Source organism: Nocardiopsis suaedae (genome assembly GCF_027706745.1).
Lineage (GTDB): Bacteria > Actinomycetota > Actinomycetes > Streptosporangiales > Streptosporangiaceae > Nocardiopsis_A > Nocardiopsis_A suaedae.
Genome location: NZ_JAQFWP010000053.1, coordinates 22,996 through 48,939 on the forward strand (window position 1 = coordinate 22,996; position 25,944 = coordinate 48,939).

At 73.5% G+C, this 25,944-nt stretch carries 19 protein-coding genes; 10 read left to right on the forward strand and 9 right to left on the reverse strand.

All coding sequences use genetic code 11. The features are described 5' to 3' along the window. Positions 1 to 329 precede the first annotated feature (329 nt). The 5 genes from O4U47_RS22925 to O4U47_RS22945 all read left to right on the forward strand — a co-directional run bounded on the left by O4U47_RS22925 (position 330) and on the right by O4U47_RS22945 (position 5,575). Entirely contained in the window at positions 330 to 1,010 is a 681-nt protein-coding gene (locus tag O4U47_RS22925) for an urease subunit gamma (protein WP_270680009.1), read from the forward strand. Further along, complete coding sequence (locus O4U47_RS22930) at positions 1,007 to 2,719, forward strand: urease subunit alpha (protein WP_270680010.1); 1,713 nt, start codon at positions 1,007 to 1,009, stop codon at positions 2,717 to 2,719. The genes O4U47_RS22925 and O4U47_RS22930 overlap by 4 nt, the downstream gene beginning before the upstream one ends. Before the next feature lie 567 nt (positions 2,720 to 3,286). Then, complete coding sequence (locus O4U47_RS22935) at positions 3,287 to 3,991, forward strand: urease accessory protein UreF (RefSeq protein WP_270680011.1); 705 nt, start codon at positions 3,287 to 3,289, stop codon at positions 3,989 to 3,991. A gap of 28 nt (positions 3,992 to 4,019) precedes the next feature. Continuing rightward, positions 4,020 to 4,778, forward strand: a complete 759-nt coding sequence (gene ureG / locus O4U47_RS22940; RefSeq protein WP_270680012.1) for an urease accessory protein UreG — start codon at positions 4,020 to 4,022, stop codon at positions 4,776 to 4,778. After that, positions 4,778 to 5,575 (forward strand): urease accessory protein UreD, encoded by a 798-nt coding sequence (locus tag O4U47_RS22945; RefSeq protein WP_270680013.1) that lies wholly within the window; start codon positions 4,778 to 4,780, stop codon positions 5,573 to 5,575. The genes ureG and O4U47_RS22945 overlap by 1 nt, the downstream gene beginning before the upstream one ends. 2,363 nt (positions 5,576 to 7,938) lie before the next feature. Here the strand turns inward: O4U47_RS22945 and O4U47_RS22950 are convergent. From O4U47_RS22950 to O4U47_RS22980, 7 genes are all read right to left on the reverse strand, one after another. Further along, positions 7,939 to 8,682, reverse strand: a complete 744-nt coding sequence (locus O4U47_RS22950) for an MIP/aquaporin family protein (RefSeq protein ID WP_270680014.1) — start codon at positions 8,680 to 8,682, stop codon at positions 7,939 to 7,941. 368 nt (positions 8,683 to 9,050) lie between these two features. Then, positions 9,051 to 10,547, reverse strand: a complete 1,497-nt coding sequence (glpK, locus tag O4U47_RS22955) for a glycerol kinase GlpK (protein ID WP_270680015.1) — start codon at positions 10,545 to 10,547, stop codon at positions 9,051 to 9,053. 351 nt (positions 10,548 to 10,898) lie between these two features. Then, the gene (locus O4U47_RS22960) at positions 10,899 to 11,714 is read right to left on the reverse strand and encodes an IclR family transcriptional regulator (RefSeq protein ID WP_270680016.1); all 816 of its coding nucleotides are present in this window, start codon (positions 11,712 to 11,714) and stop codon (positions 10,899 to 10,901) included. Between the two features lie 256 nt (positions 11,715 to 11,970). Beyond that, the gene (locus O4U47_RS22965; RefSeq protein WP_270680017.1) at positions 11,971 to 12,594 is read right to left on the reverse strand and encodes an OmpA family protein; all 624 of its coding nucleotides are present in this window, start codon (positions 12,592 to 12,594) and stop codon (positions 11,971 to 11,973) included. Next, a complete protein-coding gene (locus O4U47_RS22970; protein WP_270680018.1) occupies positions 12,578 to 13,201 on the reverse strand; it encodes a hypothetical protein in 624 nt (207 codons plus the stop codon). Before O4U47_RS22970 ends, O4U47_RS22965 begins: the two co-directional genes overlap by 17 nt. 135 nt (positions 13,202 to 13,336) lie before the next feature. Beyond that, positions 13,337 to 14,218: a 1,4-dihydroxy-2-naphthoate polyprenyltransferase gene (locus O4U47_RS22975; protein WP_270680019.1), complete on the reverse strand. Its 882-nt coding sequence runs from the start codon at positions 14,216 to 14,218 to the stop codon at positions 13,337 to 13,339. A 313-nt stretch (positions 14,219 to 14,531) separates the two neighbouring features. Then, positions 14,532 to 15,182 (reverse strand): GNAT family N-acetyltransferase, encoded by a 651-nt coding sequence (locus O4U47_RS22980; protein WP_270680020.1) that lies wholly within the window; start codon positions 15,180 to 15,182, stop codon positions 14,532 to 14,534. 238 nt (positions 15,183 to 15,420) lie between these two features. Here O4U47_RS22980 and O4U47_RS22985 point away from each other — a divergent pair, with 238 nt between their 5' ends. Beyond that, positions 15,421 to 15,804, forward strand: coding sequence for a phage holin family protein (locus O4U47_RS22985; RefSeq protein ID WP_270680021.1), 384 nt, complete (start codon positions 15,421 to 15,423; stop codon positions 15,802 to 15,804). Positions 15,805 to 15,922: 118 nt separating this feature from the next. Here O4U47_RS22985 and O4U47_RS22990 read toward each other — a convergent pair whose 3' ends face one another. Both O4U47_RS22990 and O4U47_RS22995 read right to left on the reverse strand, forming a co-directional pair. Further along, on the reverse strand, positions 15,923 to 16,285 hold the full coding sequence (locus O4U47_RS22990) for a DUF1304 domain-containing protein (protein ID WP_270680022.1): 363 nt from the start codon (positions 16,283 to 16,285) through the stop codon (positions 15,923 to 15,925). Positions 16,286 to 16,361: 76 nt separating this feature from the next. Then, positions 16,362 to 17,720 (reverse strand): short-chain fatty acid transporter, encoded by a 1,359-nt coding sequence (locus O4U47_RS22995; protein WP_270680023.1) that lies wholly within the window; start codon positions 17,718 to 17,720, stop codon positions 16,362 to 16,364. A 352-nt stretch (positions 17,721 to 18,072) separates the two neighbouring features. Between O4U47_RS22995 and dapA the strand changes: the two genes are divergently transcribed. The 4 genes from dapA (at position 18,073) to O4U47_RS23015 (ending at position 25,571) form a co-directional block, all read left to right on the forward strand. Next, positions 18,073 to 19,050 carry a 4-hydroxy-tetrahydrodipicolinate synthase gene (gene dapA / locus O4U47_RS23000; protein WP_270680024.1) on the forward strand — a complete coding sequence of 326 codons (978 nt, stop codon included), beginning with the start codon at positions 18,073 to 18,075 and terminating at the stop codon, positions 19,048 to 19,050. After that, positions 19,047 to 20,732: a ribonuclease J gene (locus O4U47_RS23005; RefSeq protein WP_270680025.1), complete on the forward strand. Its 1,686-nt coding sequence runs from the start codon at positions 19,047 to 19,049 to the stop codon at positions 20,730 to 20,732. The genes dapA and O4U47_RS23005 overlap by 4 nt, the downstream gene beginning before the upstream one ends. Before the next feature lie 214 nt (positions 20,733 to 20,946). Continuing rightward, positions 20,947 to 23,505 (forward strand): DNA translocase FtsK, encoded by a 2,559-nt coding sequence (locus tag O4U47_RS23010; protein WP_408639014.1) that lies wholly within the window; start codon positions 20,947 to 20,949, stop codon positions 23,503 to 23,505. 272 nt (positions 23,506 to 23,777) lie between these two features. Beyond that, positions 23,778 to 25,571, forward strand: coding sequence for a helix-turn-helix domain-containing protein (locus tag O4U47_RS23015; RefSeq protein ID WP_270680026.1), 1,794 nt, complete (start codon positions 23,778 to 23,780; stop codon positions 25,569 to 25,571). The last annotated feature ends 373 nt before the right edge of the window (positions 25,572 to 25,944 follow it).

Sequence of the window (25,944 nt, forward strand, 5' to 3'; positions counted from 1 at the left end):
ACCCCGTGCGCCCGGTGCGGGGTATTCGTGCTGTCACGGTCCGGATTTTCCGCAGGCTTTCCCGGCCGGGCGGCCAATTCCCGGTGGGACCGGCCGCCGTCCGGCGGGTCCGGGGGTCGGGCGCCGCGCCTTCATGTTATCTTCATGAAGCCAATGATCCGATGACTCGCATGGTGATCTGGACATGCCCGTCTCGCATGCCCCCTGCTGAGCCGCTCGACTTCACTGGCCACATTTAACGCCCTCGAAATGGGGGCGAAACGTCGCTTCCTCGTCTTCGGACACCATTGCCTGAAGGCGTATTCGTCGTGCGCTGCTGCGGAGGAAAGATGTTCCTAACCCCGTCGGACCGGGAAAAACTACTGCTCAGCGTGGCGGGGATGGTCGCCCGCGACCGCTTGGAGCGCGGGGTGCGCCTCAACCACCCCGAGGCCGTCGCCCTGCTGTCCTGCTGGGCGATCGAGCGCGCACGCGAGGGCGCGAGCGTCGAGGGGCTGATGGCCGAGTGCGCGGACGTGCTCAGTGCCGAGCAGGTCATGGACGGCGTCCCCGAACTGGTGGACTACGTGCAGGTCGAGGCCACCTTCCCGGACGGGCGCAAGCTCGTCACCATGACCCACCCCATCCGCCGCTCGGCCGAACGCGCCGAGGAGGGGGCCGCCGCCGGGCCCGCGCCCGGCGCCCTCGCCCCCGCCCCGGGCGACATCGAGCTCAACGCCGGACGGGAGAAGCGCTCCGTGGTGATCCGCAACGACGGCGACCGGCCCGTGCAGATCGGGTCGCACATCCACCTGGCCGACGTGAACCCGGCGCTCGCCTTCTCCGACGCCGACGGCGCCCCCGCCGACCGCGCCCTGGTCGAAGGGTTCCGCCTGGACATCCCCGCGGGGACGTCGCTGCGCTTCCAGCCCGGCGATGAGAAGGCGGTGACCGCGGTCGAGCTCGGCGGCCGCCGCGAGGTGCCCGGCATCCGCCCGGCCGAGGCCGTGGTCGGGGGTGGCGTGCGATGAGCCGCATCTCCCGGGACGAGTACGCCCACCTGTACGGGCCCACCGCCGGAGACCGGGTGCGCCTCGGCGACACCGACCTGTGGATCGAGGTCGAGGAGGACCGCTGCGTCGGCGGGGACGAGGCGGTCTTCGGCGGCGGGAAGTCGATCCGCGAGTCCATGCTGCAGTCCACCTCCACCCACGCCGAGGGTGCACTCGACCTGGTGGTCACCAACGCGGTGGTGCTCGACCACTGGGGCGTGGTCCGCGCCGACGTGGGCGTGCGCGACGGGCGCATCACCGCCGTCGGCAAGGCGGGCAACCCCGACGTGCAGGACGGGGTCCACCCCGACCTGGTCATCGGCCCCGGCACCGAGGTGCTCGCGGGCGAGGGGCGCATCCTCACCGCCGGGGGCATCGACTCCCACGTGCACTTCCTCAACGCCGACCAGCTGTGGGAGGCGCTGTCACTGGGCATCACCACCTCCATCGGCGGCGGCAGCGGCCCCTCGGAGGGCAGCAAGGCCACCACCGTCACCGCGGGGCCGTGGAACCTGGCCACCACCCACCGCGCCCTCGACACGGTCCCGATGAACCTGCTGCTGCTCGGCAAGGGCAACACCGTGGGGCAGGCCGCCATGGCCGAGCAGGTCCGGGCCGGGGCCGCCGGGCTCAAGATCCACGAGGACTGGGGCGCCACCCCGGGGGCCATCGACGCGGCCCTGCGCGCCGCCGACGCGTTCGGCATCCAGGTGTCCCTGCACGCCGACAGCCTCAACGAGGCCGGGTACGTGCAGGAGACCCTCGGGGCGATCCGCGGGCGGGGCATCCACATCTTCCACTCCGAGGGCGCGGGCGGCGGGCACGCCCCCGACATCATCGTGGTGGCGGGCGAGCCCAACGTGCTGCCCTCCTCCACCAACCCGACGCTGCCCTTCACCGTCAACACGGTGGCCGAGCACCACGACATGCTCATGGTCTGCCACCACCTCAACCCCGACGTCGAGGCGGACGTGCAGTTCGCCGACTCGCGCATCCGCGACACCACCATGGCCGCCGAGGACCTGCTGCAGGACATGGGCGCCATCTCGATGACCTCCTCCGACGCCCTGGCCATGGGGCGCGCCGGGGAGGTGGTCACCCGAACCTGGCAGGTGGCGCACGCGATGAAGGGCCGGTGGGGGAGCGGGTCGCTGATGCCCGCCGACAACGAGCGGGCGCGGCGCTATGTCGCCAAGTACACCATCTGCCCGGCCGTGGCCGCCGGGATCGACCACGAGGTGGGCTCGGTGGAGCCGGGCAAGCTCGCCGACCTGGTGCTGTGGAACCCGGCGTTCTTCGGCATCCGGCCGGCGGCGGTGGTCAAGGGCGGAGGGGTGGTGTACGCCCCGCAGGGCGACGTCAACGCCTCCATCCCGACGGCCGAGCCGATGCTGCTGCGCACCGGTCTGGCCGCGGGCGACGCGGCGCACCTGGCGACGAGCTTCGTCGCCCCGGCCGCCCTCGAAGAGGGGGTGACCGAGCGCCTGGGGCTGAGGCGCCGCCTGACCCCGATCCGGCACACCCGCGGGGTGGGCAAGGAGCACATGCCCAACAACAGCGCCCTGCCGGAGATCAGTGTGGACCCGGAGACGTTCCGGGTCACCATCGACGGCTACGAGGTCGACCCGAAGGACGCCGACGCCCCCGTGTCGGAGGTCCCGTTGGCCCAGCGGTACAGCATGTTCTGACCCGGGCGCCGACCGCGTCGGCTGGAGGGGCGCGGTCTCCGTCCGAGCGGTCATCGCGGTTCTCCGGCGGGTCCGACCCGCTCGGGGCCCTGACCGACGGCTGCTGTTCGGCCGCCGACCGGAGGGCGTCCGCCGGAAGCCGGATAGCGGCCCCGGAAGCCGAATAGCGGCCGCCGGAGGTCACAGCGATCCGGCGGACGCCGTCCAGGTACCCGTGGCGTAGGGGCGACGCCTCAGACGGCCGTGCCCGTACCGGTTCGCGGAGGCAGGCGGACGGGGGCGCGCCCGAGGAAGGTCCGTCGGGACGGCCGCCGGTCCCGCGAAGGAGGGGTCAGAGTAGCCGTCGTCGCAGGTCGGGAGCAGGATAGTGGGTGAGTGTCGAGTGCCCGAGGGGTGGGCCGGGGCCACCGGTCCCGCCCCCGGGAGCCCCGGCCGTTCCGGCAGCGGCGCGGCGGAAACGTCGCGGCATCGCACCACGGGCGGCGCGGGGCGTGGCGGCGGGGCGACGGGGCGGTGGCGGACGAGGCGGCCCGCCCTCGACCGAAGAACTGGGAGGAGACGGAGACGATGAGCACCGACACGGGTGCGCTGGGAGCGCTCCTGCTCGCCGACGCCCGGCTCCCCACCGGCGGGCATGCCCACTCGGCGACCCTGGAGGCCGCGCTGGAGGCCGGGCTTCCGGAGGAGCGCATCCCCGACTACATCCGCGCCCGCCTGGCCACGGTCGGCCGCACCGAGGCCGCCGCCGCGGTCGTCGCCCTCCGGGTCGCCGCGGACCCGGACCCCGGGTCCGGCCCCGACTACGGCCCCGTGCAGGAGGCCCTCGCCGCCCGGACCCCCAGCCGTGCGTTGCGCGAGGCGTCCGCCTCCCTCGGGCGCGGCCTGGCCCGCCTCGCCCGCCGGGTCGATGCCGGCCACGCCGCCGTGCGCGCCCTGCCCTCCGCGCAAGCGGCCACCCCCGGGCTGCGGGCGATGCGCCCGGTCGTCCTCGGCGCGCTCGGGGCGGTGTTCGGCATGACCGCCGAGCAGACCGCCCGCGCCGCGCTGTACGAGGACGCCCAGACGGTCACCGCGGCCGCCCTCAAACTCCGCCCCGGCGACCCGCTCACCGCGGTCCGCCGGCTCCTCGACCTGGCACCCGAGATCGAGGCGTCGGTCCGCGCCGCCGCCGCGACGGACGTCCCCCACGACATTCCCGCGCATTCGGCCCCGCTCATCGACCGATGGGCCGAGGCGCACGCACGCGAGACGAGGAGGCTCTTCGTTGCCTGAGAACACAGCCTTGCCTGAGAACACAGCCTTGCCTGAGAACACGGCGTCGCCTGAGAGCACGGCGGTGCCCGCCGCCCGCCGCACCCTGCGGCTGGGCGTGGCCGGGCCGGTCGGCACCGGCAAGAGCTCGCTCATCGCCACCCTGTGCCGGGAGCTCTCCGGTGAGCTGGCGATGGCCGTGGTCACCAACGACATCTACACCGACGAGGACGCCCGCTTCCTGCGCAGCGCCGGGGTGCTGCCCGAGGAGCGCATCCGCGCCGTGGAGACCGGTGCGTGCCCGCACACCGCCATCCGGGACGACATCACCGCCAACCTGGACGCGGTGGAGGACATGGAGGAGGACTTCGCCCCGCTCGACCTGGTGCTGGTGGAGAGCGGCGGCGACAACCTCACCGCCACCTTCAGTCCGGCCCTGATCGACGCCCAGATCTTCTGCCTGGACGTGGCGGGCGGCGGGGACGTCGCGCGCAAGGGCGGCCCGGGGATCGGCCGCGCCGACCTGCTCATCGTGAACAAGTCCGACCTCGCGCCCTACGTCGGCGTCGATGTGGACCGGATGGTCGCCGACGCCGAGCGGGCGCGCGACGGCCGACCGGTGCTGGCGCTGTCGCGCACCGACGAGCCGTCGGTGAAGGCGCTGTGCGACTGGGTGCGCGGGGTGATCGGGGCCCACCGCAGCGGCGAGCACACCCCGCAGGACCCGGGGCCGATGGCGCCGCACAGCCATGGGCCCGAGGACGAGGGCGGGCATGGCCACGGCCACGGGCACGGACACGGGCACTGATGGAAGCACTGCGCGAACGGGCCGTCTCCGCCCCTGAGGCCGGGGCGGCCCCCTCCGAACCCGGCTTGGACCCGTCCGAGCCCGCCGTGGTCGCGGTGCGCAGGTACGGGGACCGGACGGTGCCGGTGGCGCTGGAGACCGGCACGTTCCTCAAGCCGGGCATCATGCGCCGTCCCGGCGGCGCGCTGCGCGTCGCCCTCGCGGCGGTGCGGGCGGCACTGTGCGCGGGGGACGACGTCCGGCTCCACGTGGATGTGGGGCCCGGCGCCGAGCTGGAGCTCGTGGACCCCAACGGCACGGTGGCCTACAACGCGCGCGGGGGCCGGGCGGCTTGGCGGGCCTCGGTCCGCCTCGCCGAGGGGGCGCGCATGACCTGGACCGAACCGGCGTTCGTGGTCTCCGACGGCGCCGACGTCCGGCGCGAGGTCGAAGCCGACCTGGCGGAGGGCGCCGAGCTGCTGTGGCGTGAGTCCCTGGTCCTGGGCAGGACGGGTGAGCGCGGCGGGAGGATGCTGGCGTCCACGCGGGTGCGCCTGGCGGGCCGCCCGCTGTTCACCGAGGACCTGGACCTGCGCGATCCGGAGGTGCGGGGCCTGCCCGGCATCCTGGGCGGGGACCGGGTGGTGGGCCAGGTGGGGGTGTTCGGCCGCGACCCGGAGGCGGGGCAGGGGCCGGACGGCCCCGACCTCCTCGACCTGGCGGGGCCCGGCGCGGTGTGGCGGTGGACGGGAGAACGCCCGTTCAAGGCGGACGCGGCCCTGACCCCGGTGTGGCAGGCCTGGGGCGGCCACACCTGAGGGGGTGGAGAAGGCGCGAACAGGGGGAGGCGCCGTTACCTGCAGCGCTGTCGGCCGTCTGGTGTGTTCGTGGCCCCCGTGGATGGCGGCGACGGTGAGAGCGGGTGATCGTGTCCCGCAGAGTGGTGTAACTAATTTCGAATCTGCATCGCCATGAGCACCAAACGGCTGGTCAGCACGGGCGCTCATGTTCGAACAGCATCGGAAACTTACACCACTCCAGCGGACATGACCGAGCGGGCCGTTTCCCCGGCCTTGCTAGCCGGGCGGCGGGCCCCTTCCGGTCCGGGTGGTCGGGCGGCTCGGCTGGTCCCCCGCTGACGGGCTCCGGCCGTCCGCCAGGCCACTGGAATGCAAGGACAACGGCAGCGACGACGGCACCGGCCGGTACCCCGCTCGTGGGCCCCGGCCGGGCGGCGGGCCGTCGGAGTGTGAGGTGGTTGGCGGCGACGACGAGGGGCGGCGGTCCTACCTGGTGGATTGTCGGCCGCCGGGTGCGTGCGTGGTCACCGCGATGGGCGACGACGGCGAAGCTGGTCCCCCACTCCGGGCCCCGGCCGTCCGGCAGGTCAGCGGGGTGCAGGGGAAATGGCGGCGACGGCAGAGCCGGGCGGTTCCCCGGGCCTGCCTGCCGGGCGCCGGGTTTCTCGCGGTCCGGGTCAGCGGGCGGCTCGGCAGGTACCCCACTCCGGGCCTCGGCCGGGCGCCGGGCTGCCGGGGCGCGAGGTGGGGGCGGCGCGAGTGGGGCCGGGGCCGGGCGCCCTGATCGGAGGTGCCCCGGGCGCGTCATCCGGACCACTTGTCCCATCAAGGTCAGACACCCGGGCCCAGAACCCGGGCATATCGGACCTCCTCGCGTTCGTTGGCCGATCGAGCGTGGTGAACGAACCATCTGGAGGGTGATCGCGTGGTGGAAGCACCACCCTCGTTGCCCTTGGACCGCCCGGCGGCACCGGTGAGGGGTGCGTCCGTCCGGTCCCTCGTGGTGCAGGGGGCGGCGCGGCCGGGAAGGTGAGTCCTGTTCGCGTTCCTGGCGCCTGCCGGGCCGACCCCCCTGGGGAGCGCCGGGATGTGCCCGGCGGCTGGGCCTCGGGGCCCGGTCCCAACCAGCGTGCAGCCTCTCGACGAGAACCTCCCGCATGGTGAGACAGAGGGGTCGTGGTTCGGGCTCATCGACGCCCGGACCCGCCCCCGCCAGGCCCGCCGTGAACCCGGCAGCGCCATGACCTGGGCGAACACTCCGCGTTAAGAGGTAAGGGGGTCGCGAAGCGCGCTCAGCGACGCCCGTGCGCGCCCCGGGCGTACGAAGTCGACGATTTCAGAACAGGTTCTGGGGACGAAATGCTCGGTTCGTGCTTATGTGGGGTGTTCCCCTCGGATGTTGGAGCGGGGCCCGAGGTACTTGGGCACTCCCGCCGGGCGTCCGAGGGTCACTCCGGGCCGATATCGGCTACCCGCAGTGACAAAGAGGACTGCAAATGACCCTGGCGTGCCGTTTGGGGCCCTTCTGGAGGCAGAACGTGTTCTGGAATCGCGATGACCGTGCACCCCCGCCGTCCACCGGTCCGCCCCGGGCGTCGATCAGGGTGCGGGAGGGGCTCCGGCGCCCCGAGAACCGGACGAACCGGATGCCGGGCAGGTAGGGGCCGGGCCGGAACCCGCCTTCCGGGCGTCGCGGGCGGCCGGGGGCCATCCTGTGTGGCGGATTCACCACCCCGTCGCGCGAAAAGCGTCCATTTCGCCACGCGGGATCGCCGAACCCTGCTCGCTGCGCCCGCTATGCGCGCCTTGTTGCCCCCTTCCGCGATGATCTCGGGAAAAAACGACGCTAAAACCGCGCCGGTAGCGTCGTTTTTCCCGAGATCATCGCGGGGAAGAGGGGCTCCGGGCCGACGGCCGCCGGGGACACGGGCGACCACGCGCCCTCCCGGCCCCACCGGGCCGTCCACCCGGACCGCGAGGAGCCCGGCGCCCGGCAAGGAGGGCCGGGGAACCGGTGGGCTCTTGCCGTCGCTGCCCATCGCGGTGACCACGCACGCACCCGGCGGCCGACAATCCACCAGGTAGGACCGCCGCCCCTCGTCGTCGCCGCCAACCACCTCACACTCCGACGGCCCGCCGCCCGGCTAGCAAGGCCGGGGAAACGGCCCGCCGCCCGGCCGGGGCCCATGAGTGGGGTACCTGCGGTGCCGGTCGGGCTCTGTCCTGGTCAGGCCAGGGCTCGCGGAAGGGGGCGGCCGGGGTGCTCCGGAGAGAACGAACGGCGGCGAACGGCGACGAACAGTGACGAAAGACGACGAAGGCGGCACGGGGGCGCGCCGCCCCGTGCCGCCGGCCGTAGAGGGTCCGCCCTCCGGGCGTCATCAGCCGCCGAAGCCGATGGCGGTGAAGACCTGGGCGGCCAGCACGCCGCCCACGATCGGGGCGACCACCGGGACCCAGGCGTAGGACCAGTCCGAGCCGCCCTTGCCCGGGATCGGCAGCAGCGCGTGGGCGATGCGTGGGCCCAGGTCGCGGGCGGGGTTGATGGCGTACCCGGTCGGCCCGCCCAGGGACAGGCCGATCGCCAGCACCAGGAAGCCGACCAGCATCGGCGCGATGCCGGTGCCGAACAGCACCGTCAGTTCGCCGTTGCCCATCGGGTTCACGTTGGCGTTGATCCCCAGGATGCCGAAGACCAGCATGAACGTGCCGATGACCTCGGTGGCGAAGTTCGCCGGGATGTTGCGCACCGCGGGCGCGGTGGAGAACACGCCGAGCTTGGTGTCCGGGTCGTCGGTCTCCTTCCAGTGCGGCAGGTAGGCCAGCCACACCAGGACCGCGCCGACGAAGGCGCCGGCCATCTGCGCGGCGATGTAGCCCGGAACCTGCGACCACGGCAGGTCGCCGATGGAGGCCAGCGCGAAGGTGACCGCGGGGTTGATGTGCGCGCCGCTGTACTGCCCGACGACGTAGACGGCCATCATGACCGCCAGGCCCCAGCCGAAGGTGACGACGATCCAGCCGCCGTTGTTCGCCTTGGACTTGGCGAGGGTGACGCCGGCGACGACGCCGCCGCCGAGCAGGATGAGAATCGCGGTGCCGACGAATTCGGCGAGATACACCATGGGAGCCTCCGTGCGGGCAGGGGTGCCAGCGGGCGCGCGGGGCGGCCGCTGTGGGGTGGGGGAGGGGGAGGGGACAGTGCCGGAGGGGTCGGCCCCCCGGGACCGGGGGCGGCCTCCGGCCCTGGTGGCGGATCGGTCCGCCGGGCGGGGCGGCGTGGGCCGGTCGGCCCCCCGCCGCCTGCGGTGTTCTGCGCGCACGGGGCGCGGTGCGCTCGTGCGTGCCGGTCCCCGTGCGCCGGTGCGGCGCGTCAGGGGCGGGGAGAGGGAGGGGCCGGCGGCCTCGCCGTCACCGTCCGCGGCCCGGCCGTGCCGGGTCGGCCCGGTCCGGGCCGCGGAGGATGCGTGGCGTGCGGGGGAGCGCCGTGGCGTCAGGCGCCGTCGTGCTCCACCCAGCCGAGGGTGCGCTCGACGGCCTTGCCCCAGTTGCGGTACTCGCGCTCGCGCACCTGGTCGTCCATCTTCGGCGTCCACTCGGCGGCCTTGTGCCAGTTGGCGCGCAGGCTCTCCATGTCGGGCCAGTAGCCCACCGCCAGGCCGGCCGCGTAGGCGGCGCCCAGGCAGGTGGTCTCGGCGACCATCGGGCGCACGACCTCGACGTCGAGCACGTCGGCGAGGATCTGCATGAGCAGGTTGTCGGCGGTCATGCCGCCGTCCACGCGCAGCGAGGTCAGCTCCACGCCCGAGTCCGAGCGCATCGCGTCGACCACCTCGCGGGTCTGCCAGGCGCTGGCCTCCAGCACCGCCCGGGCGATGTGGCCCTTGTTGACGTAGCCGGTCAGGCCGGTGATGACGCCGCGGGCGTCGCTGCGCCAGTGCGGGGCGAACAGCCCGGAGAAGGCCGGGACGACGTAGCAGCCGCCGTTGTCGTCGACGGTGCGGGCGAGCGTCTCGATCTCGGCGGCGCTGGAGATCAGGCCCAGGTTGTCGCGCACCCACTGCACCAGCGAACCGGTGACCGCGATGGAGCCCTCCAGCGCGTACACCGCGGGGGCGTCGCCGATCTTGTAGCCGAGGGTGGTGAGCAGGCCGTTGGAGCTCATGACCGGCTCGGTGCCGGTGTTGAGCACCATGAAGGTGCCGGTGCCGTAGGTGCCCTTGACCTCGCCGGGGGAGAAGCAGGTCTGCCCGAACAGGGCGGCGTGCTGGTCGCCGAGGGCGGAGGCGACCGGGACGCCCTCCAGGAAGCCGCGGGCCGGCCCGTACACCTCGGCCGAGGAGGTGATCTCCGGGAGCACCTGCGCCGGGATGCGCATGGCGTCCAGGATCTCGGTGTCCCAGTCCAGCGTGTGCAGGTTCATCAGCATGGTGCGGCTGGCGTTGGTGACGTCGGTGACGTGCCGGCCGGTCAGCTTCCAGATGATCCAGGTGTCCATGGTGCCGAAGAGCACCTCGCCGCGCTCGGCGCGCTCGCGCAGGCCGTCCACCTCGTCGAGCAGCCAGCGGAGCTTGGGTCCGGCGAAGTAGGTGGCCAGCGGCAGGCCGCAGCGCTCGCGGAACCGCTCCTGGCCGATCCCGCCGGCCAGCTCGCGGGTGAGCGCGTCGGTGCGGGTGTCCTGCCAGACGATGGCGTTGTGCACCGGCTCGCCGGTCTCGCGGTCCCACACCACCGTGGTCTCGCGCTGGTTGGTGATGCCGACCGCGGCCAGCTGGGAGGGGGCCAGGCCGCCGGCCTCCAGGGCCTCGCGGACCACGATCTGGACGTTGTCCCAGATCTCGGTGGCGTCGTGCTCGACCCACCCGGGCTGGGGGAAGATCTGCCGGTGCTCGCGCTGGCCGACGGAGACGATCCGGCCGTCGTGGTCGAAGACGATGCACCGGCTGGACGTGGTGCCCTGGTCGATGGCGGCAATGTACTGGGTGGTCATCCGGTCACTCGCCTCTGGGAAGGGGACATCGCTGGCCGGACCGGGGCCCAGAACGCGCACCGGGGTCACACCGGTTCACGCGAGCACTCGATCCGCATGACGTACGACAATGTAGTACGAATGGAGCCAAGTGTGAGCCGTGTCTCCGGAGTTGTCAAGCGGTGGTGGGAAGGTGCGGTGGCGCTCGAGGTTACCGTTCAGGATCGTCACACACCAGGGTCGTGACCAGGGGCGGAAGGCGTGTCGCCGTGGGTGGGTGCGGTGTCGCGGTCGGTGAGCGGACCGGGGCGCACGGGGCGCGGGAGGGGGTGCCGGGGCGGCCCGGCGGGGGCGCCCGCCGCGGCCCCCGGGTCACCAGGAGTGCGCGCCCAGCTCGCGGGAGATGGACCGGGCGGCGTCGCGGACATAGGACACCAGCTCCATGCGCGGACCCTCGCCGTCCGGCCCGTGCAGCCGCTCCACGGCGCCGGAGATGCCCACCGCCCCCACGGTGGTGCCCCGGTGGTCGCGGATCGGCGCGGCGATGGCCACCTCGCCCTCGATGAGCTCCTCGTCCTCGCCGGCCCAGCCCCGGGCGCGCACCCGGTCCAGCTCGCCCAGCAGGTCGCCGGGGGCGGTCAGGGTGGCGGGGGTGAAGCGGGCCAGCTCGAGGGCGCGGCCGTTGCCGTCCTCCAGGGGGTGGTCCGGGCCGCCCTCCTCGGAGGGCACCGGCATGGCCAGCGGGTCGAACGCCATCAGCGCCTTGCCCAGGGCGGTGGCGTGCAGCGGGAGCAGCGAGCCGACCTCGAGGGTCTGGGTGCTGTCGTCGGGGCGGAACACGTGGTGGACGACGAGCGCCTGGCCCTCGTGCAGGGTCCCGATGCGCACGCTCTCACCGCTGCGCGAGGCCAGCGAGTCGGCCCAGTTCAGCGCGCGGGTGCGCAGCTCGTTGCCGTCCAGGTAGCGGGTGCCCAGGCGGAGCAGCCCGCCGCCGAGGCGGTAGTGGCCGGTGGCCTCGTCCTGCTCGACGAAGCCCACGTGCTGCAGGGTGCGCAGGATGCCGAGGACGGTGCCCTTCGGCAGCTCCATGCTCCGCGAGATCTCCGCGAGGCTGAGCCCCCGGGCCCCGCCGGCCAGGAGCCGGAGGATCCCGGCCGCGCGCTCGATCGACTGGATCCTGCCAGGCATGCGCGTGACCACTTCCTAGTACGACAATGTCACACGCAATCCTACTGGAGTGTGTGAGGCACGCTACTACCAGGCCGCGGCGGCGGGCCGCAGCGGCGGACCGCCGCGACCGGAGGTCGGGCCGCTCCACGGCGGAGCGGCACGGCGCGTGACCGCGCGGCGGGCGCCTGTGGCCCGGGTCTCCTGCGGAAACGCGGTGCGGCCGCAGGCCACCAGGGTCTCAGACGCCCGCCGGGCGCCATCGGCCGGGAGCCGGTCAGCGCGGATAGCGGATCTCCACGCGGCGGTTCTTCTCGCGGCCCTCCGGGTTGTCCTCGCCGTCGATCTCGTTGGGGGCGACGGGGTCGGCCGAGCCGTGCCCGTTGGTCTCGAAGGTGACGTCCACTCCGTCGAGCAGCCCGGACAGCTCCTTCTCGACCGCCTCCGCGCGCTCCTCCGACAGCGGGACGTTGCGCTCGTCGGAGCCCTTGGAGTCGGTGTAGCCGTCGATGTCGACGGTCTTGCCGTCGGCCTCCTCGCGCAGGATGCCCGCCGCCTCCTCCAGCGCCTCGCGCGCGTCCGGGGTCAGCTCCGCCTCGTCGAACGCGAACAGCACGTCGGCCGAGAGCGTCACCACCCGCTCCTCGGTGTTCGCCTCGTCCTTGACCGATCCGTCCGCGTTCTCCGTGCCGTAGGTCAGGTCGTGGACCGGGGCGTCGAGGTCCTGAACGGGCGCGGCGAGGTCGTGGATCGGGGCGTCGGCGACCGGCCCGGCCTCCACCTCGGCGACGATCTCCTCGGGCCCCTCCTCCTCGGCCTGCGCGGCCGCGGGGGCGCCGAGTACGAGGAACGCCGCGGGGAGGGCGAGCAGGCGCGCCCGGCGGTCAGGAGAGCGGAACATTGTCGAACGACCCGGCGGTGGGGATCTTCACGTCCATGGTCTCCACGTCCTGCGGGGGCGCCCCGTAGGTGGCGCTGTAGAGGATGGAGTCGCCGGGTCCCAGCTCGTCCGCGCCGCCGTAGGTGGAGCACACGCAGTCGCCGTCCTCGTCGCGGGCGGGAAGGTGGACCTTCCCGTTGGCGGAGTCGACCAGCTTGACCCCCGACACGTTGTACTCGTCGGAGGCGGCCCCGAGCCAGGTGTGGAAGATCTCGCTCTCCTCCTCGCCGGTGTTGGTGACCGAGAACGTCAGCTCGACGGTCTTCTCACCGCGGGCCAGCGAGTGCACCGCGATGTGCAGGTCGGTCCCGAGGGTGGCGACGTCCTGGCTCGCGATGGTCTCGCGCGCCTCGGCCTCGCCGGGGTCCACCTTGCCCGCGTTGACCGGGGAGGCCTCCCCCTCGGGGGCGGCCTCCTCCCCGCCGTCGCCGCCGAGCATCGAGCAGCCCGTGAGCACCACGGTGAGGCCGCCCGCGGCGAGGGCCGTGGCCACGCGTCGGCGGGCCGGCGTTCCGGTCGCAGGTCCGGTGTGCGAAAGGGGAACGGTGTCGTTGATGGGGGAGGACATGGGGACCAGGCTAACGCCCGAACCAGGCGTGACCCCGCTCGGTCCGCGGCCGCTTCCGGACGGTGGGCGGACCGGACCCGCGCGGGCGCACGCACCATCGAAGGGGCGTGCGAGGGGCGGGTGGCCGGGCCGCGATCAGCCCAGCGCGCCCAGCGCCAGACCGGCGGTGAGCAGGGCTCCGAAGGCCATCTGCAGCTTCCCCGTCTCGCCCAGGCCCAGGATGAGGTCGCGTCCGGTCTGCCCGCCGCGCACGCGCCGCAGCGGCCGCACCGCCAAGGGGGCGGCCAGCACCACCAGCGCCGCCCACGGGGTGACCGCGACCGCGAACAGCGCGACCACGAACGCCCCCACCAGGCACGCCTGGTACAGCAGCCGCGTGCGCCCCTCGCCGAGGCGCACCGCCAGGGTGATCTTGTCGCTCTCGGCGTCGGTGGCCAGGTCGCGCAGGTTGTTGATCACCAGCACCGAGCAGGACAGCAGCCCGATGGGCACCGCCGCCGCCCAGGCCTGCCAGGGCACCGAGCCCACCTGCACGAACACCGTGCCGACCACGGCGACCAGGCCGAAGAAGACGAACACCGACACCTCGCCCAGCCCCCGGTAGCCGTACGGGGTGCGCCCGCCGGTGTAGTACCAGGCGGCGGCGATCGCGGCCGCGCCGACCAGCAGCAGCCACCACGAGGAGGACGCCACCAGCACCAGCCCCAGCACGCCCGCGAGCGCGAAGCACCCCCAGGCGGCCAGCAGCACCTGCCGGGGCGGTGCGGCGCCCGACCCGGTCAGCCGCATCGGGCCGACGCGCTCCTCGGTGTCGGTGCCGCGCACCCCGTCGCTGTAGTCGTTGGCGTAGTTCACCCCGACCTGCAGGGCCAGGGAGACCAGCAGGGCCAGGGCGGCCTTCCACCAGACGGGGGCGCCGACGCCGACGGCCACGCCGGTGCCGACGGCCACCGGGACGATCGAGTTCGGCAACGTGCGGGGGCGGGCCCCCGCGACCCACTGGCTGAGCGTGGCCACGCGTCCGTGTTCCTCTCCGTGCGAGCGCGCCGTCGCGGTCCCCGGCAGGCCGCCGCGCGGGCGGGACCGGGTGAGGCGCGTACTTCCCGGTCAACCGTAACGCCGGTCGGCCCCGGACGCGGTCGCCGCCCGGAGGTCGGCAGGCGGTTCCGGAGCGGGCGCGGTCCGCATCCGGAGCCCTGGCGGGCGCCCCGCCCGTCGGCGCTGGACGGCGGTGGACGCCATCGATACGGGCGCGGCCTCCGTGACCGCGTGGACGCCTCCGCGAGCCGAGGGGAGGGGGAGCACCCTCCTCCTGCTCAGGCGGACGGGCTCAGGCGGGAGGGGCCGACGGGGGCGTGTCGGCCGCGATCGCCGCGTGCAGCCGCACCATGGGCAGTAGGCCCCCGGCGTCGACTTCGCGGTGGGCCCCGTCGGGGCGCCACCCGGACCGCTCCACGAAGGTGCGCAGCGGGTCGCCCTGCTCGGCCACCCACAGGTGGACGGTGCGGAACCCGTCGTCGACCAGGTGGTCCACCGCGGCGTTGAGCAGGCGGCTGCCGTGCCCGGCGCCCGCGTGGGCCGGGTCCACGTGCAGCGCGTACAGCTCGGCGTCGGTGGCCGGCCACAGGTCGGGGTCCTGCCCCGGCCCGAGGGCGGCGAAGCCGACGGTGATCCTGCGCACCCGGCCGGGCTCCGGCGCACCGCCCCGGGGCTCCTCGGTGTCGGTGGCGACCAGCAGCCGGTGCCGCGACGTGGGCGGGCTGCCGATCGCGGCGGACCACTGCTCGCGGAACCGGTGCCCGGCCTCCTCACCGGTCATCTCGGCCAGGACCTCAGCGGGCAGGCGCGGCCCGTAGGCGGCGCGCCAGGCCGCCACCTGGATGCGGACGATGTCGTCGACGTCCTCGGCACGCGCGGAGCGGACGAAGCGCTGGGAGGAGTCCCCCTGCGCGGAGGAGGACGGGTCGTGCTGGGGGGTCATGTGCTCATCCTCGCAGTTGTGGGCCTGAGGAGACGAACGCCGCCCGAGCGGGTGCGGCGCGGGTCCGGTGCGGCTCCGGCGCAATGTCCGGGCGTGCGCGCCCGGTGCCGCCGTGGGCGCCGTGGGGCGCCAAGACGGCGGCGCCCGCCCCCGGAGAGCGGGTCAGGGGACCCGGAGTTTTCCCGGGACCCGCCCCGGGCGGGTACGACGCGGCTCGCGTGCGTGGGACGATCGGGTCGTGAGCATCATCATCCGCATCCTCGTGAACGCCCTGGCCCTGGCCGCAGCGGCGTATCTGATCACTGGAATCGAGATCGCCCCGGGGGCGCCCACCGCGGAGCAGATCGTCACCTACACGGTCATCGCGATCATCTTCGGCGTGGTCAACGCCGTGATCAAGCCGATCGTGAAGACCGTCGGGTGCGCCTTCTACGTGCTGACCCTGGGCCTGGTGGCGCTGATCGTGAACGCGCTGCTGCTCATGCTCACCGCATGGGCGGCGGGCCTGTTCGGGTTCGACTTCCACATCGACGGCCTGTGGTCGGCGGTGCTGGGCGGCATCGTCATCGCGGTGGTCAGCTGGCTGCTGAGCCTCGTGCTCCCCGACGGCGACGACGACTGAGGCCCGGTTTCGGGCACGTACCGGATCGCACCTGGGGGAGGCCGTTCGGCCTCCCCCAGGGCGTTTCCGGCGGGTCGGGCGCCTGCGCCCCGGCCTCCGCCTCCCCGGGTGCGCGAGCTCAGTGCGCGGCCCACACCAGCGCCAGGGCGACTAGCGCCGGGACCGTCTGGACGAACACGATCCGGCGGTTCGCCGTGGCGGCGCCGTACAGCCCGGCCACCGCCACGCACACCAGGAAGAAGACCGAGGCCTGGAAGCCGACGGGGTCCGGCGCGACCGCGCCCCACACGAGTCCGGCGGCGAGGAAGCCGTTGTACAGCCCCTGGTTGCCCGCCATCACCCGGGTCGCGTCCGCGAGCTCCGGTGTCGTGCCGAAGACGGCGCGCACCCTCGGGGCGGTCCACAGGAACATCTCCATGACCAGGATGAGGACGTGGAGCGCCGCGATGAGCAGCACGGCGGTCATTGCGGCGATCGACATGGGGCAACAGTAGCGGGAGGGGACTACCGCCCTGCGGGCGCCGCACCGGGCCCGGCCCTTCCGGGTCCGGGGGCGGTCAGCGCAGGAGAGTGATGCACAGGGAGGCCGCCACGATGGCGAAGAGCATCACCACGCCGCTGTACCCGAGCACCTTGCCCGCCCGCAGCCGGGTCAGGGCCAGCAGCGGCAGCGCCCAGAACGGCTGGATGCCGTTGGTGAGCTGGTCGCCCATGGCCACCGCCATCACCCCCACGCCCGGGTCGAGGCCGAGGGACTCGGTCGTGCTGACCACGATCGGCCCCTGCACCGCCCACTGGCCGCCGCCCGAGGGCACCGCCAGGTTCACCAGGCACGCGCTGATCAGCGCCCAGAAGGGGTAGGTGAACGGGGTGGAGAACGACACGAACCAGGTCGCGATCTGCTCCAGCAGCCCCGAGTGCTCCATGATGCCCATGATCCCCGCGTAGAAGGGGAACTGGACGATCACCGACGAGGCGTTCTTGGCGCCCTCGGCGGCGGCCGCGGCGTACCCGGCGAGGGTGCCGTGCAGGCCGAGCCCCGCGATGAGGAACGTGAAGTTGAGCAGGTTCAGGTCCAGGCCGACGATGCCGCCGCGGACGAGCCCGGGGACGATGGAGACCAGCCCGGCCGCGACGATGATGAGCACCGGGACGCGGCTGTGCATGAGCCGCTGGGCCGGTGTGAGGGTGCGGCGCTGCTCCTTGGTGGCCACGGCGCCGCCGTCCCCGCCCGGCCCGCTCTCCCCTTCGGGGGCGTCCTCGATCTCCTCGGCGTCCTCCGGCCGGGGGTGCATGCTCATCAGCAGCAGCGGGGCGCCGATCAGCATGACCGCCAGGAATACCAGGTTGAAGGGCTGGAACAGGGTCTCACTGAGGGGGAGCACGCCGATCTGCTCTTCGAGGAAGTGGCCCTCGGTGTTCACCAGCAGCGGGGAGGAGCCCGACAGCCCGCTGTGCCACACCATCAGGCCGGTGTAGCCGGAGGCGGCCAGCAGCGGGAAGTGCGCCTTGATGCCGCGCTCGCGGCAGGAGCGGGCGACCTCCACGGCGAGCATCGCCCCGGCGATCAGGCCGAGCCCCCAGTGCAGCATGCCGAGCAGCGCCGCGCCCACGGCGGTCAGGGCGCACGCCGACAGCGGGCCGCGGGGCAGCGCGGCGACCCGGCGGATGGCCCGCCGCGCCGGGGGAGAGGACGCCAGCGCGTAGCCGGTGACGAGGACGAGCGCCATCTGCATGGCGAACTCCAGCAGGCCCCAGAACCCCGCGTACCAGTCGTCGACCAGTTGCAGAGGCCCGTGGTCGGTCAGCCCGAGGGCCAGGAGGTAGACCAGCACCGACAGCCCGACGGCGAACACGAAGGCGTCGGGGATCCAGCGCGTGCTGAACGCCGCGAGGGCGTTGCCGAACCTGCGCATAGGGGGATGTCCCGTCTGTCCGAGAGGAGGGCGGATCGCCCGGTGACAGCCGGAAAGTGTGTTGTGTGCGTCACGTCCGGGTCAAGGTGGTGGGCCCACACACTCGTCCCGTGTCGGATGGGTCCTCGGTGAGGAAGCTGGTGTCCCGTCCCCCGGAGGGGCCGAATCGCCTTACGCCGAAAGCGGCGCGAGGTGGACGGGCCGGGACCGCTTCCGGGTATCGGGTGTGTCACTCACCGACCCTCCCGCGTCGGATGCGTTCGGGGTCCGCAATGGGGTTCCGGGTCCGGAAAATCCACTTCGTGGGCCTGGCGTGGCCTCACGACCGGCGCGATCGCGGTACGTTTTGCACATGGCAGCCAGCACTCCGCCGAACGCGCCCTTCGGCCAGATGTTGACCGCGATGGTCACCCCGATGCAGGAGAACGGGGACGTCGACTACGACGGCGCCGCCCGCCTCGCCACCTACCTGGTGGACGAGCAGCGCAACGACGGCCTGATCGTCAGCGGTACCACCGGTGAGTCTCCCACCACCAACGATGAGGAGAAAGACCGGCTGCTGCGCGTCGTCCTCGACGCCGTCGGGGACCGCGCCACCATCGTCGCCGGGGTCGGCACCAACGACACCCGGCACAGCACCGAACTCGCCCGCGCCGCCGAGCGCGCAGGCGCGCACGGTGTGCTGACGGTCACGCCGTACTACAACAAGCCCCCGCAGGAGGGGCTGCTCCGGCACTTCACCACGATCGCCGACGCGACCGAGCTCCCGATGATGCTCTACGACATCCCGGGACGCACCGGCACGCCCATCGCCTCCGAGACCCTGGTCCGGCTGGCCGAGCACCCGCGCATCGTCGCCAACAAGGACGCCAAGGACGACATCGGCGCCTCCTCGTGGGTGATGGAGCGCACCGGGCTGGCCTACTACTGCGGCTCCGACATGCTCAACCTGCCGCTGCTGTCGGTGGGCGCCTCCGGGTTCGTCAGCGTCGTCGGCCACATCGTGGGTGCCGACCTGCACGACATGATCGACGCCTACGAGAGCGGCGACGTGGCCCGTGCGCTGGCCATCCACCGGCGCCTCACGCCCGTCTACACCGGCATCTTCCGCACCCAGGGGGTCATCACGACCAAGGCGGTGCTGAACATGTTCGGCCTGCCGGGCGGCCCCGTTCGCACCCCCCTCGCCGACGCCTCGCCCGAGCTGCAGGCGCTGCTGCGCGAGGACCTGGCCGCGGCCGGGGTCAAGGGGCCGATCGGGCTGGCCCCGCACCAGGCGGTCCCCGCCAGCGCCGTGGGCGTCGAACGGTTGACGGAAGGATCCGCATGAGCCACCCGCACCCTGAACTGGGGCCGCCGCCGCCCCTCGCCGAGGACGCGCTGAGGGTCGTGGCCCTCGGCGGCCTCGGCGAGATCGGCCGCAACATGACGGTCTTCGAGTACCGAGGACGGCTGCTGATCGTCGACTGCGGCGTGCTCTTCCCCGAGGAGGAGCAGCCCGGAGTCGACCTGATCCTGCCCGACTTCGAGTACATCCGGGACCGGCTGGACGACGTCGAGGCCCTCGTGCTCACGCACGGCCACGAGGACCACATCGGCGCGGTCCCGTTCCTGCTGCGCGAGCGCCCCGACATCCCGCTGGTCGGGTCCCGCCTCACGCTGTCGCTGATCACCGCGAAGCTCGGCGAGCACCGGATCAAGCCGGAGACGGTGCAGGTGGCCGAGGGGGAGCGCCGCCCGTTCGGCCCCTTCGACCTGGAGTTCTTCTCGGTCAACCACTCCATCCCGGACGCGCTGGCGGTGGGCGTGCGCACCCCGGCGGGCAGCCTGCTGCACACCGGCGACTTCAAGATGGACCAGCTCCCGCTGGACGGCCGCCTCACCGACCTGGCCGGGTTCGCCCGGTTCGGCGCCGAGGGCGTGGACCTGCTGCTGTCCGACTCCACCAACGCCGAGGTGCCCGGCTTCGTCACCAGCGAGAGCGACATCGCCCCGGTCATCGACAAGGTCTTCGACCAGGCCGACCAGCGCATCATCGTCGCCTGCTTCGCCTCCCACATCCACCGGGTGCAGCAGGTGCTGGACGCCGCCAAGGCGCACGGGCGCAAGGTCGCCTTCGTCGGGCGGTCCATGGTCCGCAACATGAACATCGCCCGGGACCTGGGCTACCTGCACGTCCCCGGGGACCTGCTGGTCGACGTCAAGCAGCTCGACGACCTGCGCCCGGAGGAGGCGGTGCTGATCTCCACCGGCTCGCAGGGCGAGCCCATGTCGGCGCTGACCCGGATGGCCAACCGGGACCACCAGATCCGCATCGAGGAGGGCGACACGGTGCTGCTCGCCTCCTCCCTCATCCCCGGCAACGAGAACTCGGTCAACCGGGTGATCAACGGCCTGACCCGGTGGGGTGCCAAGGTCGTGCACAAGGGCAACGCGCTGGTGCACGTCTCCGGGCACGCCCCGGCGGGTGAGCTGATGTACGTCCTCAACATGGTCAAGCCGCGCAACCTGCTGCCCGTGCACGGGGAGTGGCGGCACATGCGGGCGCACGCCGACATCGCCAAGCGCACCGGGATGGACGACAAGAGCATCGTCATCGCCGAGGACGGCGTGGCGGTGGACCTGCACAAGGGCCGCGTGCGCGTCGCGGGCAAGGTGCAGGCCGGGTACGTCTACGTCGACGGCACCTCGGTCGGCGACGTCACCGAGACCGCCCTCAAGGACCGCCGGATCCTCGGCGAGGAGGGCTTCATCTCGGTGGTGGTCGCGGTCGACTCCACCAGCGGCAAGATCCTCGGCGAGCCGGAGATCCACACCCGCGGGTCCGGCATCGACGTCGAGGCCTACGACGCGGTGCTGCCCAAGATCCAGGACGCCCTGGACCGGGCCGCGGGGGACGGCATCACCGACCCGCACCAGCTCCGCCAGCTCGTGCGCCGGTGCATCGGGCGCTGGGTCAGCGACACCTACCGCCGCCGACCGATGATCGTCCCGGTGATCGTGGAGGTGTGAGCAGAGGGCGCCGGGCGGACACCGCCGCGAGCGCCCCCCCGCGCCCACTCGTGCCGTGCCCCCGCGCGGCCTGCCCACCGGCGCCCTGAGGGGCCTTGAAGGGCCCTGAGCGGGTCCCAGGAGGCGCGGCGGCGGAGGACGGCGACAAGGAACACCGCGACACGCCCGGCTTCGGGCGCGATGTGCCGCGGTGTTCCTTAGTAAGCTGCGCATCATGGCCACCCGTGCGCCCAAATCCTCCCGGCGAGACGGCGGTGGCGCGTCCCGGAGCGGCGGCTCCGGCGGGAGCGCGAAGCGGAAGGCGCCCGCCCGCGGCGGGTCGCCGTCCTCCGGCTCCAGGAAGCGCGCCCCCGCCAAGAAGAGCGCGGCCTCCCAGCAGGGGCCGGTCGCGATGGCGTTCCTCGGCCTCGCGCGGCTGCTCCTGCTGCTGTGGAAGGGCCTCGCGCACACCGTGGGCGGGGTGGCCCGCGCCGTCGGGCGCAGCGCCCGCGACCTCGACCCCGACCTGCGCCGCGACGGCCTGGGCATGGTCCTGCTCGCCGCCGGGCTGCTCATCGCCGCCGCCGTGTGGTGGGACACCCAGGGGCCCCTGCCCGAGGTCACCCGCACCGTCGTCGTCGGCGCGTTCGGCACCTTCTCACCGGTCCTGCCGCTGCTGTTCCTGCCGTTCGCCTGGCGGCTCATGCGCACCCCCGGCGACGGCGACACCGACGTCGGCCGACTGGTCATCGGCAGCGCCGCCCTCCTGGCGGGCCTGCTCGGCCTGATCCACATCGGCCAGGGCATCCCCTGGCCCTCCGAGGGCATGGAGGAGGTGCAGCGCGCGGGCGGCCTCATCGGCTTCGCCGCGTCCGGCCCGCTCAGCGCCCTGATCACCCCGTGGGTGACCGGGGTCCTGCTGTGCATGCTGATGGTCTTCGGGCTGCTGGTCGTCACCGCCACGCCCGTGCACCGCATCCCCGAGCGCCTCCAGCGGCTGTTCGGCGGGCTGATGGCGCCCGACGACGGCCCGAGCGCGGGCCTGGGCATCCTCGGCGAAGGGGAGGGCGGCGACAAGGGCGACGGCACCGAGCAGCGCCCCAAGCGCAAGCGCAAGCCGCGTGCCAAGGCCGCCGGGGAGGGCGGCGGCAAGGACGCCGACGAGGACCCGCTGGGCGGCGAGAACGAACGCCCCTACGACACGCCCGTGGTGGAGACGGCGGAGGCCGCTGCCGCCGCCCCCGGCGCCAAGCCCGCCGCGCCGCCCGAGCCGACGCCCGCGCCCGCCACCACCGAGCAGCTGTCCATCCCGTCCCGCGTCATCGACGGCGACTACGAGCTGCCGCCGCCCCAGTACCTCAAGCCCGGGACCCCTCCCAAGCCCCGCACCAAGGCCAACGACGAGGTCGTCGCGGCGCTGTCCGGGGTGCTGGACCAGTTCAACATCTCCGCCGAGGTCACCGGCTTCACCCGGGGCCCCACCGTCACCCGCTACGAGATCGAGCTGGGCCCGGCGGTGAAGGTGGAGAAGGTCACCGCGCTCACCAAGAACATCTCGCTGGCGGTCAAGAGCGCCGAGGTGCGCATCCAGTCGCCGATCCCCGGCAAGTCCGCCATCGGTGTGGAGATCCCCAACACCGACAAGGACATCGTCAGCCTCGGCGACGTCATGCGCTCGGCGGCCGCCACCTCCGACGACCACCCCATGCTCGTGGGGCTGGGCAAGGACATCGAGGGCACCAACGTGGTGGCCAACCTGGCCAAGATGCCGCACGTGCTGGTCGCCGGCGCCACCGGGGCGGGCAAGTCGACCTGCATCAACGGCGTCATCACCTCGATCATGACCCGGGCCACCCCGGACGAGGTGCGGCTCATCCTCGTCGACCCCAAGCGGGTCGAGCTGACGATGTACGAGGGCATCCCGCACCTGATCACGCCGATCATCACCAGCCCGAAGAAGGCCGCCGACGCGCTGCAGTGGGTCGTGGGCGAGATGGACCGGCGCTACGACGACCTGGCCGCCTCCGGGTTCCGGCACGTCGACGACTTCAACGCCGCCGTGCGCAAGGGGCAGCTCACCGCGCCGCCCGGCAGCGAGCGCGAGTACGAGCCCTACCCGTACCTGCTGGTGATCGTCGACGAGCTGGCGGACCTGATGATGGTGGCGCCGCGCGACGTGGAGGACGCGGTCGTGCGCATCACCCAGCTCGCCCGCGCCGCCGGGATCCACCTGGTGCTGGCCACCCAGCGGCCCAGCGTCGACGTCGTGACGGGGCTGATCAAGGCCAACGTGCCGTCCCGGCTGGCGTTCGCGACCTCCAGCCTCTCCGACTCGCGGGTCATCCTGGACCAGCCCGGCGCGGAGAAGCTGGTCGGTAAGGGCGACGCGCTGTTCCTGCCGATGGGGGCGGGCAAGCCCATCCGGCTGCAGAACGCCTGGGTCACCGAGAAGGAGATCCGGCAGATCGTCGACCATTGCAAGAAGCAGGCCGAGCCCAGCTACCGCGAGGACGTGGGGACGGCCGAGGCCAAGAAGAAGGAGATCGACGAGGAGGTCGGCGAGGACCTGGAGGTGCTGGTGCAGGCGATCGAGCTGGTGGTGACCACCCAGTTCGGGTCGACCTCGATGCTGCAGCGCAAGCTCCGGGTGGGCTTCGCCAAGGCCGGGCGGCTGATGGACCTGATGGAGAGCCGCGGGGTGGTGGGGCCCAGCGAGGGCTCCAAGGCCCGGGACGTGCTGCTGAAGCCGGACGACCTGCCGGGGGCGCTCGCGGAGCTGCGCGGCGAGGGGTGAGCGCCGCGGCCGACGGCGGCGCCGGCGCCCCGCCGGGCGGCCGGGTCCCGCCCCCGCGGGACGGCCGGAGCGCCGGGGCGGGCGCCCTCCCCGTGCCCGCGGTGCGTACCGCGTCCCGGCGCGCCCCACCTCGTCCGGCCCGTGCCGATCCGCCCCTCGCGGGGCCGTTGACTCACTTTTAACCCGTTCTTCGAGTGTGTCAGTGGCCTTGCGGCCAGGAATGACTGCACAGTGGAATGGGATGATCACGCGGAGCAGGCGGAGGCGGCGACATGAGCACGATCGGCCGGATCCTCGCCGCGGCCCGGGACCGGGCCGGGTACTCGATCCAGGAACTGAGCGCCCGCACCTACATCAGAGAGTCGGTGCTCGAAGGAATCGAGCGTGACGACTTCGGGCCGTGCGGCGGGGACTTCTACGCGCGCGGGCACATCAAGGCGGTCTGCCGGGAATTGGGGATCGAGCCCGCCGAGCTCATCGAGCGCTTCGACGCCGAGTACGCGATCGGGCCGACGTCGCCCCTGATGGGCGGCGACGGGGTCCAGCCCGTCCCGCCGGACCGCTCGGAGGCCGAGGGCGGCGGCGACGGCCGGGGCGCCGGTCGGCGGTCGGGCCGTGGCGACGGCGGGAAGGATGGCCGTCGGGACGGCCGGGACGGCGGCGACGGCCGGGACGGCAAGGGCAGGGACCGTCGGCGTCCCGGGGGAGTGCTGCGCCCCTTCCGTGGCCCCGTAGGAGGCGGACCGCGTGAACCGGAGGGAGGTCCGGGCCAACGGCCGCCCGCCGTCGATGAGGGAGTGACCGTCACCGGAGCGGGAGGCGTCCCCGGGCGCCCGTCGTCGTCCGGGGACGATCCGGAGAACGAGGCCCCACCGACGGGTGAGGTTCCGCCCCAGGAGCGGGAGCCGTCGGCCGGGGCGGATGCTGCGCGGAGGAGAGCCGTGCGGGGGGAAGCCGCCTGGGGAGGCGCAGTCCCGCGAGACGAGGCCCGGGGGGACGCGGTCCGGGGGGACGGCGCCCAGTGGGAAGGCGAGCGCGCGGCGGCCGCAGGCGACGCGGCGCGTGGCCAGGCGAACGATGCCGGTCCCAGGAACGAGGCCGAGAGGGGCGGCGCCAAACCCGCGGCGGCGGCGAGCCGCCGTGAGGGACGTGGGTCCCGTGCGCGCTCTGACGGGCGTGGGAAGGGCGAAGGGCGACCGTTCCGGCGTCCTCCGGCGGGCCCGCCGGAGGACGAGTTCGACGAGGAACTGGACGACGCACCGTGGCGGCGCCGCTGGGGGATGGCGGCCGCAGCGGGCGGTGGCGCTGGCGTGGCCGCAGGCCAGGCGGGGGACGGCGGCGCGGACGTGAGCGCGGCCGAGGACGGTGCGTCCGCCGATGGTGCGGCCGCCGCCGGTGTCGGTGCCGGTGTCGGCGGTACGAGTGCCGGTGGTGTCGGCGCCGATGGTGTCGGTGTCGGTGCCGGGGGCGGACACACGAGCGGCGCCCGAGGCGCCGAGGCGGACGATCCGGACGATGACGAGGACGCGGAGCCCGCAACCGCTCCGTCGGGGATCGCGCTTTTGGCGGACCGGGCACGGCGGCACTGGCCCGTGGCGGTGGCCCTGTGCCTCCTCGCGGCTGCGGTGATCGCCGGAATCCAGGCCTGGCCGGACGAGGGCGGTGACCGGGCGGCGGGGAGCAGCGGCGTTACCGGCGAGGCCGGAGCTGCTGAGCGCAACGACGCGATGGAGGAGAAGAGGACGCGGCGCGAGGCGGTGACCCAGGCGCAACCGGCGATGTCGACCACGGTGCGGAACGGGAAGCGTCCCGACGAGGTGCGGGTCCGCGTGTACGCGCTGCACCGTACTTGGCTGAGCGTCACCGATGGAGACGGTGGGAGGGTCTTCGCGGGCGCCGTGAAGAAGGGGACCACCCATATCTGGAGCGACCGTGATGAGCTGCGGTTCCACGTGGGCAACGCGGGCGGCATCCACCTGGAGGTCAACGGCGTGGAGGAGGGCGTCCCCGGGGGGCGGGGCCAGGTCAAGTACCTGACCTTCTCCGCCGACGACCTCGCGGAGTAATCGGTCCATGTGAGTGGGGGCCGGGGTGACGGCTCGGCTGGTTCCCTGCTGACGGCCCTTGGCCGTCCGGCGGGCCGTGGCGGTGCAGGGTGGATGGCGGCGACGGAGTGAGCTGGGTGGTTGCCCGGCCCTGCTCGCCGGGCGCCGGGTTGCTCGCGGTGCGGGTGGGCGGCGACGAGGCAGGTCGGCGCCCCTACCTGGTGGGTTGTCGGCTGTCTGGTGTGTGCGTGGTCGCGGTGTTTGGCGGCGACGGCGGAAGCGGGGTGGTTGCCCGGTCTTGCTTGGCGGGTGGTGGGTTCCTCGCGGTGCGGGTGGGCGGGCGGCTGGGCTGGTTCCCCGCTGACGGGCCCTGGCCGGGCGGCGGGTTTCCGGG

Coding starts and splice junctions, on each gene's coding strand:
- O4U47_RS22950 (WP_270680014.1), bottom strand. CDS start 8,682: ATGGTGTATCTCGCCGAATTCGTCGGCACCGCGATTCTCATCCTGCTC.
- O4U47_RS22925 (WP_270680009.1), top strand. CDS start 330: ATGTTCCTAACCCCGTCGGACCGGGAAAAACTACTGCTCAGCGTGGCG.
- O4U47_RS22970 (WP_270680018.1), bottom strand. CDS start 13,201: ATGTCCTCCCCCATCAACGACACCGTTCCCCTTTCGCACACCGGACCT.
- O4U47_RS23010 (WP_408639014.1), top strand. CDS start 20,947: ATGGCCACCCGTGCGCCCAAATCCTCCCGGCGAGACGGCGGTGGCGCG.
- O4U47_RS23005 (WP_270680025.1), top strand. CDS start 19,047: ATGAGCCACCCGCACCCTGAACTGGGGCCGCCGCCGCCCCTCGCCGAG.
- O4U47_RS22945 (WP_270680013.1), top strand. CDS start 4,778: ATGGAAGCACTGCGCGAACGGGCCGTCTCCGCCCCTGAGGCCGGGGCG.
- O4U47_RS22980 (WP_270680020.1), bottom strand. CDS start 15,182: ATGACCCCCCAGCACGACCCGTCCTCCTCCGCGCAGGGGGACTCCTCC.
- O4U47_RS22995 (WP_270680023.1), bottom strand. CDS start 17,720: ATGCGCAGGTTCGGCAACGCCCTCGCGGCGTTCAGCACGCGCTGGATC.
- O4U47_RS22965 (WP_270680017.1), bottom strand. CDS start 12,594: ATGTTCCGCTCTCCTGACCGCCGGGCGCGCCTGCTCGCCCTCCCCGCG.
- O4U47_RS22930 (WP_270680010.1), top strand. CDS start 1,007: ATGAGCCGCATCTCCCGGGACGAGTACGCCCACCTGTACGGGCCCACC.
- O4U47_RS22990 (WP_270680022.1), bottom strand. CDS start 16,285: ATGTCGATCGCCGCAATGACCGCCGTGCTGCTCATCGCGGCGCTCCAC.
- O4U47_RS22960 (WP_270680016.1), bottom strand. CDS start 11,714: ATGCCTGGCAGGATCCAGTCGATCGAGCGCGCGGCCGGGATCCTCCGG.
- dapA (WP_270680024.1), top strand. CDS start 18,073: ATGGCAGCCAGCACTCCGCCGAACGCGCCCTTCGGCCAGATGTTGACC.
- O4U47_RS23015 (WP_270680026.1), top strand. CDS start 23,778: ATGAGCACGATCGGCCGGATCCTCGCCGCGGCCCGGGACCGGGCCGGG.
- O4U47_RS22935 (WP_270680011.1), top strand. CDS start 3,287: ATGAGCACCGACACGGGTGCGCTGGGAGCGCTCCTGCTCGCCGACGCC.
- glpK (WP_270680015.1), bottom strand. CDS start 10,547: ATGACCACCCAGTACATTGCCGCCATCGACCAGGGCACCACGTCCAGC.